Source organism: Nitrosomonas nitrosa, assembly GCF_003051105.1.
Classification (GTDB): Bacteria; Pseudomonadota; Gammaproteobacteria; order Burkholderiales; family Nitrosomonadaceae; genus Nitrosomonas; species Nitrosomonas nitrosa.
Map to the genome: position 1 here is coordinate 18,896 of NZ_QAOO01000010.1, position 13,046 is coordinate 31,941.

The 13,046-nt window shown below is 51.7% G+C and carries 5 protein-coding genes; 3 read left to right on the plus strand and 2 right to left on the minus strand.

The window, feature by feature from the left end:
• Positions 1-58: 58 nt before the first annotated feature.
• Both C8R30_RS07155 and C8R30_RS07160 read right to left on the minus strand, forming a co-directional pair.
• On the minus strand, positions 59-8,998 hold the full coding sequence (locus C8R30_RS07155; RefSeq protein ID WP_107789863.1) for a glycoside hydrolase family 94 protein: 8,940 nt from the start codon (positions 8,996-8,998) through the stop codon (positions 59-61).
• 727 nt (positions 8,999-9,725) lie between these two features.
• On the minus strand, positions 9,726-9,995 hold the full coding sequence (locus tag C8R30_RS07160; protein ID WP_090669012.1) for a BON domain-containing protein: 270 nt from the start codon (positions 9,993-9,995) through the stop codon (positions 9,726-9,728).
• Positions 9,996-10,158: 163 nt separating this feature from the next.
• Here C8R30_RS07160 and C8R30_RS07165 point away from each other — a divergent pair, with 163 nt between their 5' ends.
• Genes C8R30_RS07165 through C8R30_RS07175 form a run of 3 tightly spaced genes read left to right on the plus strand, consistent with a single transcriptional unit; the run spans position 10,159 to position 12,901 of the window.
• Positions 10,159-11,058 (plus strand): efflux RND transporter periplasmic adaptor subunit, encoded by a 900-nt coding sequence (locus tag C8R30_RS07165; RefSeq protein WP_107783711.1) that lies wholly within the window; start codon positions 10,159-10,161, stop codon positions 11,056-11,058.
• Positions 11,055-12,224, plus strand: a complete 1,170-nt coding sequence (gene devC, locus C8R30_RS07170) for an ABC transporter permease DevC (RefSeq protein WP_107789864.1) — start codon at positions 11,055-11,057, stop codon at positions 12,222-12,224. The genes C8R30_RS07165 and devC overlap by 4 nt, the downstream gene beginning before the upstream one ends.
• Positions 12,224-12,901 carry an ATP-binding cassette domain-containing protein gene (locus tag C8R30_RS07175; RefSeq protein WP_090669021.1) on the plus strand — a complete coding sequence of 226 codons (678 nt, stop codon included), beginning with the start codon at positions 12,224-12,226 and terminating at the stop codon, positions 12,899-12,901. Before devC ends, C8R30_RS07175 begins: the two co-directional genes overlap by 1 nt.
• Positions 12,902-13,046 lie beyond the last annotated feature (145 nt).

Consider the following 13,046-nt stretch of genomic DNA (forward strand, 5'->3'; position numbering starts at 1 on the left):
AGAGGTAAGTGGCATGCATGCTCCCAGAGCTTGGGGGTGTGCATGTCGGTCTGCCGGATCATCGATGTGACTGAGGCGGCAGTGTTACGAAGTTGACTTCGGCCGTGTGATCCTGGCGATCGTCGATCAGCGGGATGATATTGCCCGGTTGTTCAACGCCATCCACCGTGACGCGCATTGCACCACTTTGCAGGGTATCGCCAGCATGTGTTTGCGATACCGTGATATGGTAGACGGTTTCCCGGTACCGGTAATGTAGCTTGAATGCCTGCCAAGAAGTGGGTAGGCAAGGAGCGAAATGAAGCTTGTCCACGTCTAGCCTTAGGCCGAGCAGCGATTCCACAATCAACCGATACATCCAGCCGGCGGAACCCGTATACCAGCTCCATCCCCCACGACCGGCGTGCGGCGAAACCGCATAGACGTCAGCCGCAACGACATAGGGTTCGACTTTGTAGGTCGCTATCGTTGCTGCCGATTTTCCATGGTTCACCGGGTTGATCATAGCCAGCAATTCCCACGCACGTTGACTGTCGCCCAAGGCTGCGAACGCCATGGTGGTCCAGATGGCTGCGTGGGTGTACTGTCCCCCGTTTTCGCGTACGCCGGGAACATAGCCTTTGATATAGCCTGGATCCAGATTCGATGTATCGAATGGTGGATCGAGTAGCTGGATCAACGCATGATCGTGTCGTACCAGTCGCGCATAGACGGCATCCATGCCCTGACGCGAACGTATGGCATCACCTGCGCCGGAGAGTACCGACCAGCTTTGTGAGATCGAATCAATCTGACATTCAGTGTTGGCTGCTGATCCCAGCGGGGTGCCATCGTCAAAGTAGGCGCGACGGTACCATGTGCCATCCCAGGCATTTTGCTCGATCCGCTGGCGCAGTTGTTCAGCTTCACTGCGACACTTTTCGGCAAACGTTACATCTCCCTGCCGCTGTGCTAGCTCAGCGAAGCGCGTTAGCACGTCATACAGGAAGAAGCCGAGCCAGATGCTTTCACCCTTGCCCTGTATGCCTACCAGGTTCATGCCGTCGTTCCAATCTCCGGAACCGATCAGCGGCAGGCCATGTTCGCCAAACGTCAGGCCGTGCTGGATAGCGCGCACACAGTGCTGATACAGGCTGGCTGATTCAGCGGAGTATCTTGGCAGATCATAATATGAGTCATCCTCAGGGTTGACGGGGCGGCCCTCGAGGAAAGAGATGGATTCATCCAGCACGCCGCTATCACCCGTGCTCAACACATAGCGGCACGTCGCCAATGGTAGCCAGAGATAATCGTCGGAACAGCGAGTACGCACGCCACGGCTAGACGGCGGATGCCACCAATGCTGTACATCGCCTTCCACAAACTGATGTGCAGCACACAGCAGCAATTGCTCACGCACGCGTTGCGGTTCGGCATGGATGAGCGCCATTACATCCTGCAATTGATCACGGAAACCGAAGGCGCCGCCTGATTGATAGTAGCCGCTGCGTGCCCACAAGCGGCAAGCAAGCGTCTGGTAGACGAGCCAGCCATTGGCCAGCACATTGAGAGACGAGTCTGGGGTTTCTATCTGGATGGTACCGAGCGTATGATTCCAATATTGCCACACCGCTTCGAGTGCGGTGTGCGCGGTAGCCGATCCACGTAAGCGGCGCACCAGATTACGCGCATCCTCGGTCCCATGCCTGCCGGCCTGACCCAAGCGGAAGATGATCTCGCGTTCTTCCCCGTCGGCCAAGTCAAAACCGACCTGGATTGCGGCGCAAGGATCCAAGGCTGCCCCCACTTTGCCTGAAAGCCGCGTGCGCGCCATAGCTGCCGGGTCTTTGAGCGAGCCATTACGTCCAATGAACTCAGCACGATCGCAGGTAATCGAGCGATTGAGTTCATCCACATCGAAAAAAGCAATCCGGCCAGCAAATTCCGTGTTGTATGGATTGCGTGCGAACAGCGCACCGCAGTCAGAATCTACTTCGGTAGTCACATGCATGGTCGACTTCGGCCGTAAATCCCCTAATACCCACTCTACGTAGCCGGTCGCAGAGAGCCGTCGCGGTCGTCCTGATGCGTTACGTACTTTCAACACCGAGAATTTGACGGCAGCATCCATTGCCACATAGACCCATAGCTCCGAGACGATGCCTCCCTCGGTATATTCGAATACGCTGTAGCCGAATCCATGCCGACTGATATATGCATTCGCACCGCGACAAGGCAGGGGAGTGGGCGACCAGAAATGACCGCTTTCTTCGTCGCGTAGATAAAAAGCTTCTCCGCTCGCATCGGACACCGGGTCGTTGTGCCAGGGCGTGAGACGAAATTCGTGCGCGTTTTCGCTCCAGGTATAAGCCTGGCCGCTCTCAGAAATGACCGTGCCAAAATGCGGATTTGCCAATACATTTACCCAGGGCGCGGGTGTCACCTGCGCGGCAGTCGTGGTCATGACGTACTCGCGCCCGTCTCGTGTGAATCCACCCAGTCCGTTGTGCAGAATGAGATCACGCGGTGATAATAGGTTGCTGTTTGGAGAATCAGCGCGGTGGCTTTTGCTCGGTCGGATGCGTGGCATTTGCACATCCCTCGGGTTGCGGCGGTTGATCTGTTCTGCCAATGTTCCTCGGCTATCCGTTGCGATCACCCGCGCGACTGATTGGAATAAAATACGGTCTTCGTTCGATATCTGTTCCGTGCGGCGCACGAAGATACCGCCTGGTCGATCGATGACATGTGCTTCGACACCTGCCGCAATCAAACCGATAATTTGGTCCTGCAGCAGCTGCCGGTAACCAGCACGGTCTTCATTCCAGATCACCAGATCGACCACCAGTCCTTTTAAACGCCAGTACGCGTGAGCCTGCACCAGTTGACGCACCAATTCGATATTGGTTGCGTCGCTAATCTGCAGTAGAACGATGGGCAAATCGCCAGAAATGGCGTAACTCCACAAACCGGATTGTCCACGACGATTCTGCATCAGGATGCGGGCTTCGGCGCGCAATGAGCTGTTGGCATAGATAACAGAGTTGGCCAGACGCCCGTAGAGTTGCGCGTCAGTCTCACTTGCATTGAGCTGGCGCAATACCACTTGGGCGTGTGTCCAGGCGACATCAAAGACACGATCTGCCAGTCGTCTATCCTGATATCTTTCGATCAGGCTGAGTGCGGCATCACGTGTTTCTCCTACACCGCTCACTAGATCGAGGGTGATTGTTTGTTCTGGATCAAGCGTGATGGCATGGCAAATAGCGACAATTGGATCCAGCACCGACCCCTGGCTGCCGGAAAGCATCCCTGAGGATGTGCTGCTCAGTACTTGCGGGTCGGCGGTGGTGTGGCCACGGCCAATGAATTGTGTCCGATCCGTTTCATAAGAAATGGCATTGATATCTACTCCGTGTGTTGTCATCATGTGAAACATCCAGCATGTTTCCTCGGTAGCCGAACGTGGCCGACGCGTGCAAAGTATTGCATGGCGTTTTTCGTCGATCTCGGTCTGCACGAACAGATTGCTGAAAGCCGGATGCAGCGCATCTGACGCCGGCATGGCAAGCACGACCTCCGCGTAACTCGTTGCCGTAATTGTGCGGCGGGTGCGGGTGCGGTTAGTGATGCGCACACGGCGCAGCTCGATATCGTCTTCTGGTGATACCACGATCTCGGTATAGGTTTCAAAATGACCATTGCTTACAGAATCGCGACGACGAAATTCAGCACGCCCCTCGGAGAAAATCACTTCATAATGTTGTGGCTGTTTCAGCGCTGGCTGATACGTGGTCGACCATATTTTTCCGCTGCCCTCGTCGCGCAGATAGCAGAATGAACCCCAGGGGTCGCAAGTTGTGTCTTCGTGCCAGCGTGTGACGGCGAGATCTTTCCAGCGACTATAGCCGCCGCCGGCGTTGGTGACCATGACATGGTAGCGGCCATTGGACAACAATTGCACTTCTGGTATCGGCGTATTGGCATTGTTGAAAGTACGAATCGGCGCTTCTACAGCATGAGAGGTTAGTTGGGTATCGGAAAATTGGGCGGTGGGAGGAAAGAGTGCCGTGGTTCTGGGGATTCGTTCCTGGAGCAAAAGTAGTGTTGCCTGGAATAGCGGCTCCGATTCGAAGCGCTTCTGCATCGGACGATTCAGCAGTAAATAGGCTAGGGAGAGCAAGCTCATCCCCTGGTGGTGCGCCATGTAAGATCGTACCACGGTGCTCGATTCCCCGCGTCGTTGACGTGATGGGGTGTAGTCAATCGCTTCATAAAAGCCGAATTTCCCCTCGAGTCCTTGCGCGGCGAGTTGTTGCAGATTCAGGTACGCAGCTTCGGGTGACACCATCAGCGCCAGTACCGTGGCATAGGGGGCAACGACCAAGTCATCGGCAAGCCCGCGTTTGAGACCCAGGCCCGGCACACCGAATGCCCGGTACTGATAGTTAAGATGGACATCAACCAAGTGATAACCCGATTCCGACATACCCCACGGTATGCCACGCTGTCGTCCGTACTCGATCTGTCGGGCCACTGCTGCTTTATAGGTCTGGTCAAGCAGTGTGTTCTCAAAGGTCGGCATGACCAGGAGTGGCATCAGGTATTCGAACATCGAGCCGCTCCACGACAAAAGAACGGGTTCTCCGCCGACAGTGGTAAGGAGGCGTCCCAGGGCAAACCAACTCTCTTGCGGGATTTGCCCTTGTGCGATCGCGACAAAGCTAATCAATCTCGCTTCCGAAGCCAGTAAATCGTAATAACTTGCATCCCGCCGCAGTTCATCCACGTTGTAACCAATCGCCAACAGACGCGATGATTTGTCATACAGGAAATCATACGCCATGCAGGCAAATTCGCTTGACTGCGCAGCAAGCCGTTCGGTGATCGCAATCCGTTCAGCAGCACGGCAACTCGCTTCTGTGATGTGGCGTTTATACGCATGCAGCCACTCGCGTTCCGCGGAAGTCGCCACATTCTCATGGGAGTCATCTAGTCGATGTTCGATTGCCGGCAGCAATACACTTTTGATATTTGCCAATTCTCGTAGCGTTGGGATGATGGTGATACTGAAGTCATCGTCAAGCTTGTTCGGTGCAGCCGGTAGCACGAGCCAAGGGGCGAGAAAGGTCAATTCGACGAGAGCGGCTCTACATTGCCGGACCAGCGCATGTGCCCACCAAACCGCGTCGCTCTCGGAAGTCGTCTCAGAGATGACTGCGCTGGCGTGATCCACAGTCGGATGGTGCGTGGAATCCTCATCTACTTCCAGGTATTCACCCGTTTCGGCGTGCCGTTTTTCATCGGCTGTCATCAAGGTGCGCTCTGTTTGAGGGAGCTTCAGAGCGGCAGTTGCGATACTGTCGGCAAACGTTTCGGCATGTTTCACCAGTCGGTCGAGACATTGCCATGCTAATGCGAGCGTAGTGGGTGGAGTGCTGTATGCAGACTCGATCTCCGCCTGCAATGGGGCGAGCAGATCAGGACTGATGCTTCCTATCGCGTCTAGCAGAATTCCGAGCGTGTCGTGGAGCCCGTGGAACCAGCGGGTATCAAGGATTTTGTCGTCGATAAGGGTGAGCAGACCCGATCGCAAGGTCAGGAGATGACCTGCGAGATTCCCGCTATCTACCGTTGAAATATAAGCTGGATGCAGTGGTTTCAACGATTGTGTGTCGTACCAATTGTAAAAGTGACTACGATACCGCTCCAGCGTTTGCATGGTATCGAAGGTATGGGCCGTGCGTTCGATCAGTGGGCCGGCTGGAAGGTAACCGAAGTCATAGGCAGATAAATTGGCGAGTAGCGCCATGCCCATATTGGTTGGTGAGGTGCGATGTGCGACAGCGGCACCGCGATACTCCTGGTAATTATCCGGTGGTAGCCAATGATCTTCCGGGCCGACAAACGTCTCGAAGAATGCCCAGGTTTTGCGAGAAAGCTTACGCAAGAAGTGGGTCTGTTCAGCCGTCAGACGAGTTTCTCGGCGTGCAAGTGGTTGGCCGACCCACCAGACAATCATGGGTGATCCAAGCCACAGCAGCAGGATGGGTCCCGCTATCGCAAGCGCAGCGGTGTTGAAAAGCAGTAGATAGAGTGTTGTAGTAATGGCGATCAGCGGAGCAATCCACATCGCGCGCAGCGTGGCGGCGAAATCCGTGCGGTTGTTACGCGCGGCTTCACCGGATGGATTCCATTCGAGCAGCCGTTTGTGGGTGAACAACATACGCCCCAGCGTGCGCGCGATTGCATCCAAGCTGAACCAAGCTTCATAGGGAAGACACGCCAAAGTAAATCCCGCTTGCGCCAGACGTTGACTGGCTGTAGCGAGTGTGGCGGTAAGATGCTGGCGTAACAGTACCTCTCGCGGTTTGCGGCAGATTTCCACAATCGATGCGATCAAGGGGGGAAGCAGGAGTGTGCCGATGGCCGCCACAGTCCAGAGCCAGGGTGATGCCAGTACAACCCAGCCTAGCAGCAACAGGGCTGTCAACGCGATGGGTACGAGACTGCGCCGCAGGTTGTCGAACAGCTTCCATTGCGATAGGCGTGAAAGCGTGTTTTTCAATCGACGTTTACCGGGACCGGGAGTGAGCGGCAACAGCCAACCCAGCAATTGCCAATCACCACGTATCCAACGATGACGGCGACTTACATCCATACTGTAGTGTGCGGGGTAATCCTCAAATACATGGACATCGCTCAATAAGCCGGCGCGTGCATAACATCCTTCGAGTAAGTCATGGCTGAGAATCTGGTTTTCAGGGAAGCGCGCATTTAATGCCTGCTCGAAGGCTTCTACCTCATAGATACCCTTGCCGATGAACGAACCTTCGCTGAATACGTCCTGATAGACATCAGAGATGGCACGGGTATAAGGGTCAATGCCAGCCTCACCACCCTGTAAGCGGGCATAACGCGAGCGATTAGCGCCTTCCAGGCTCACGCTGACACGCGGTTGCAGAATGCCATAGCCTTCGTCCACACGCTGTTTCGCATCATTGTAGCGGGGTCGATTGAGTGGGTGGGACATGGCGGCTACAAGTTGCCGTGCAACGTCACGTGGTAGCTGTGTATCCGTGTCGAGGGTGATAACGTATTTCACATGCGCGAGGTAAGAGATATCGCCGACGACACGTGAGAAGCGTTTACCGGCATTATTGTGCGTTTCATCGCGTAGTAACGCATTCAAGTCGGCGAGCTTGCCACGTTTACGTTCATAACCCATCCAGATGCATTCTTGCGGATTCCAACGACGCGGACGATGAAAAAGAAAGAAAATACTTTTTTCCGCTATGCCATATTTTGTATTGAGCGTTTCGACTCCTGTCTGAGCGAGCTGCAACAGTGATTCATCTTCAGCGAGTATTTCTGCGTGCGCATCGCGGAAATCGGTCAACAGCCCGAAATATAGATTGTCATCCCGATTCGCCAGAAAGCGCACTTCCAGCGCTTCGACCAGATCGGTGACGCCTTGCGCGCTAGTGAGCATAGTGGGTACGACGACCAGGGTCCGTGATTGTGCTGGGATACCGGCGGAGAAATCCATGCACGGCAGCGGGTGTGGACGCACGAATAAGGTTGCCAGCCAATTCACCAGAGTGAGCGCCATCTGGCTAGTGGGTAGCAGTGCAAGTAGTCCGATCAACAGCAATAATCCATCCGCTACACCTTGGCTAGGCGCGATGACTAATAGGCTGACGCTGAACAGCAGCGTCAGCAACGCGAATAAACCGAGATACACGTTCAACGGGTGCTGCGCCCCCATTTTAATGAGGGTTTCAGTAACAGAGAAGCGCGCTTGTGTTTTTGTTTCGAGCTCGTGCAAGCCCTGATCAATCAAGTAGAAACCTACGTGTGCAGTGCGTTCACTGTCATCGGGATGCGCTGCCTGGGCTTCATGTGCGAGTTGGACCGCGCTCTGTGCTACTTCGACTTCAGTGAGGGAGCTCTGCTTTGCAATTTTTTCGATCGCATGCCGATAACGGTCGCGCGTAGCAAAATCCATTTTGCTATAGGTACCACCAGGATCTTCGCGCAATGTTTGTTCGGCGATACTCATGGTTTCGACGAACTCACGCCAATCCATACCCTCCAGAAAGCGCAGGCTACCGATACTGTGGCTGATGGAAACCTGATTGGCAGCTTGCTGCTGGTTTCCCAATTGAATCAACTGCTCGATTGTCAGCCCCGACTCGGCCAGTACTTGTTCGATCCAAGACAGCGGTAAAGCCAAGGCGAGGCCTTGTCCTTGCAAGCGGCGCGTAAATTCCGATACGAAGGGTGTCGACATTGGCGGTTGTGAGCGCGCCATATCTGCGATCACGAGCACTAGACTCTTCGGGTCTGTCTCGGCTGCCGCTGCCATTTGGTCTGCCCACACGCTAGCGAGGTCGCAGTCGATTCTGTCAGCGGCGATCCGAATGGCGACACGTCGCAAGTTCTCGATCAACGCTAATCGCAGCATGATGGGGATAGCCCATAACTCGCCTAGTTTGAGCGCACTAACTGTCTGGTAGGCAGCAACGAAACGGCTGAGACTTTCTGCATCTACTCGCCCATCTCCATGTGAAATGATCTCCAGAGCGATATCATATACACGCGGCAGTCCTGCCGAAGGGCCATTCAATAAACGGGGTAATTCCCGACTATATCCTTTAGGCATGTGGCGTCTGGTGGTACGGATCTGTTCTTCGACTAGATAGAAGTTATCGAGCAACCATTCGCTGGCTGGCGTGATCTGCTGGCCGGCTTTTACTGCAGTTGTAAGCCGTCCACAGACATCGATCAAGACCGCTTCATTTTCTGCCAAACGCTTCATCAGACGATCCTGTGGGCGTTCCTGTGTCAAATTATGTATGGTTGCGAGATACTTGCCGCGTTGTTCCATCTGATCAGCACTATACAATTCTGAGCGCAGTGGCGGTTCATTAAAGGCATTCTTGAGGGGGATGCCACCGCGCATACGCGTGTTCAACCGGCTCAAATATCGGAAAAAACGACTGTTAGTGGTTTTCATTTAGAAATCCATTCCTCATTGGATGGAAATTTCAACCTAGATTCCTCTATTGGATCAGGTGGAGTGTGCGGTGCTATGGGTACAGGATAGGGTGCAATGACAGGGAATAGTCGTTCTATTCCCAGCGGCTGAACACAGTCATGTAGCCGTAAAATCGTACAGTCCGTACCGGAGCGGCAGTACCCAAAAGGTGGAGGTGGAAATAATTGTAAAGATCATAATATTTATGATGTCAAAAGATTAACTTGGCGATCAACCGAATCTAGGTTCAATACCGTTTTCCGGTAATGTTCCCGATTGGGCAGATCGACATCCAATCGAGTACCTCGTGTAATAATGTATGCTGACATAGAATGAGTCTCTGGAAAGGAGGGGGACGGGACCCATTGCTGGCAAAAAGTAAGATGCGAGTCCTTTCATCATACACGCATATTCTGAAAAAAAGCTGATGCTGCTCATATTCAGAGCACGGTTCCTTGCAATCAAGACTAACTCAAAGAAACCGCTCGTGTTGAGCTGCTCAAATCGCTAAGCAATGGATATCAACCTACTGACCCTGCCTGGCTGAATGGTTTTTTATAAGCGTTACGCTTGAACGATCTACGCGCATAACTCAATATGGCCTACCCCCCCTGCTTTATTCCCATTATTTACTATGAATAAATACGTCCTGTGAGATAAATGAATAAGGAAATGTCCTGAGGTCAATTAGCTTTGCAAGCTATCGTCACTTGATCAGCATGTCATTCTTGGCAGACACCACACCCTTAACATTGCGCGCAACTTCAACAGCCTTGTTGATGTCGGCCTGGGAGCTGACAAAGCCGCTTAGTTGAACAACACCTTTGAAGGTTTCGACATTGATTTCAGCAGATTTCAGGGTAGGTTCATTGAAAATTGCAGCCTTAACCTTGGTGGTAATAACAGTATTATCGAAGTATTCTCCGGTTCCCGATTGCTTGGAGATGGTATAGCGAGTCTGTACGCTAGCGCACAAAGCTTCTCTGCTTCAAAATCCGCTTAATCTGCAGGATGACAGGTAAAATATAGTCAAACCTTCTTTCAGGTAGGGTTTGCGCTAAAAATTGAAAGTTGTGGCTGACCGATTCTTGAATCCGTTCAATAAAACATGTTTTTCAACTCGGATTGTGAAGTTCTTTATGTGTGTTAAGAAAAATGACTATCTTTTCCTCATCGCAATTTTTATTTTCTCGAGCGCCAGTGTATATGCTGAGATGCAGTGTAGGTTTGATACGGACCAGGGAATTGGTGCATTGGGCCGTATCGAGCCACGCTCCCGGGTAATCAAAGTGTCCCATAACGCAGGTCCAGAAGGCGCACGTGTTGCGCAGCTTTTTTTTCAGGAAGCGGATCGGGTTAAGCTAGGCGATCAACTGGCGATTCTTTCTGATCATGCCAAAAAGAAGGCGGAAGTGGAATCTGTCAAAGCACGCATCAAGGTGCTGGAAGCACAGCGCGCTGTCGAACAAGTCGCACTCGCTTTTAATAAAAAAGAGCATTTGCGCTACCAATCACTTGAGCAAAGTGCTATGGCTTCTGTTTCGCTAGCTGATGCTAAACGTTTAGCATTTGAGCAATCCGAGGCCAATATAAAACGCTTGTCTGCTGAAATTGCCAATGCCCAGTCTGAGCTGAAGGTTACCGAGGCTGAATTGGATAATACGCTTATTTATGCACCGATTTCCGGAACAGTCTTGAAAATTCTTGCTTGGCCAGGTGAGCGTATCGGTGATCAAGGCTTACTGCACATGGCCGATTTAACCCAACTCGATGTCGTCGCCGAGGTTTATGAGTCAGATCTATCTCAAGTCAGGATAGGCCAAGCGGGCTGTATTGATGCGATTGGTTTCAAGCAGAGCTATCGTGCTCAGGTCAGAGAATTGGGCTTCTTGGTTAGGAAAAATGACCTGAATGATACAGATCCGCTGGCAGATAGAGATAATCGCATCATCGAAGTGCGTTTGACACTTGAAACGAGTGCTGTTAATGATTTACAGCATCAAATTTTTCGGCAGGTTCGGGTACGGATCTCACCATGAACGGTATTGCCTGGTTTTATTTTCCTGCGCGCCTGGCTTGGCGACAGTTGATCTTTGACCGAACTAAATTGATTGCAGCTACTAGCGGCGTGTTATTCGCCTGCGTGTTGGTGTTCATGCAATTGGGTTTCCGGGATTCCTTGTATGCCAGCGCGGCTTCCGCCCCGGTCAAATTAAACGGGGATCTGTTTCTCATGCATAAGCAGAGTGAAGCGATGTGGCGCCCAGTTCAGTTCAAACGCAGCGAACTGATGCGCACTTTGGGCCATGCGGCTGTCGCCGAGGTGTACCCGCTTTATTCAGCGCTTGCGCCTTTCAAGAATATCGAGACTCAGATCAAAAGAACCCTGATGGTTTACGGCCTGGATCCTGATTCGATGATATTTGATCTCACAGGGCTCAAAAACAAGCAGACCGAATTGCGTCTCAAGGATACGGTGTTATTTGATGAATTTTCCCGCCCAGAATTTGGGCCGATGCGTCAATTGCTGATGGCCGGGCAGCATACAACAGAAATTAATGATTACAAAGTTACGGTCATTGGACTCTTCCGTTTGGGAGTGTCGTTTGCTTCCGATGGTAATGTGATAACCAGTGACTTGAATTTCATGCGCATTTTTCCAAACAGAAATGTTAGCGATATCGATTTGGGCGTAATCAGACTACAGCCTAATACATCGATTAAACAGACACAAAATGAATTGAGAAGCCGGCTCAATGAGTCCGTGAATATTTTTACCTATGAAGAGTTATTAGAATATGAGATGAATTATTGGGCCAATATTGCGCCGATCGGGTTTATTTTCGGCTTTGGCACGGTAATGGGGTTAGTGGTGGGCTTGGTGATCGTTTATCAGATTCTATTTACCGATATTACCAATCACCGCAATGAATTCGCCACATTAAAAGCCATGGGGTATGAACACGGCTATTTTGTTCGGGTAGTGTTTGCTTCTGCGTTTTTTCTGGCCATTTTGGGATTTATACCCGGTTATTTTTTATCCATTTTTCTATATCAGCTGGCTGAATCTCAAACATTCATGCCCATGCCGATGAATATCAGTAAGGTCTTGACTGTTTTTGTATTTATCCTTTCCATGTGTGCCACAGCCGGGCTTCTGGCTATACGCAAACTGAAATCGGCCAATCCGGCCGATATGTTCTGATGGCAATCGTCATCGATGTACAAGGTTTGAGTTTTAGCTTCGGCAGTGGTGCACTAACGCAGCCCGTATTGAAAAACATTACGATTTCAATCCATACAGGTGAGATCGTGTTGATGACCGGGCCTTCCGGTTCCGGTAAAACGACTTTCTTGACTATCATCGGTGGATTGCGACAAGCTCATCACGGCAGTGTGATGGTACTCGATCGGCAGTTGATTAACAGCACAGAACAGATCAAAGTAAGCGTTCGGCAACAAATCGGGTACATTTTTCAGCAGCATAATCTGCTGAAATCGCTTACCGCGTTGCAAAATGTCAGTATGACCTTAGAGATGCAAAACTCAATGACCGAGCAGCAGCGGCTCGAACATTCAGCAGAGATGCTGCGTGCCGTGGGTCTAGGAGAACGACTGAATTACCTGCCAGATCAACTTTCAGCAGGACAGCGCCAGCGTGTTTCCATTGCAAGGGCTTTGGTGGGGCAACCTAAAATCGTACTGGCCGATGAGCCGACTGCTTCTCTCGATAAACAAAGCGGTCATGAAGCTGTGAGTATTCTCAAGCGATTGGCTAAAGAATCAAAAACCACCATCCTGTTGGTCACACACGATTACCGAATCCTGGATATTGCCGATCGTGTGGTGGAATTGGAAGATGGCAAGATCAAGAATGCTTGATATGGGTCATTGAATCCAGGTCGAATATTGGGTCGCGATGATCATGGTTTACTAGACTAAAACGGTATCAGCTAGCAAGAAATCAGCAGTGAACAAGATAGGTTAATATGCCATAGCATTTTTTGCCGTTCTACCACAAGCTACA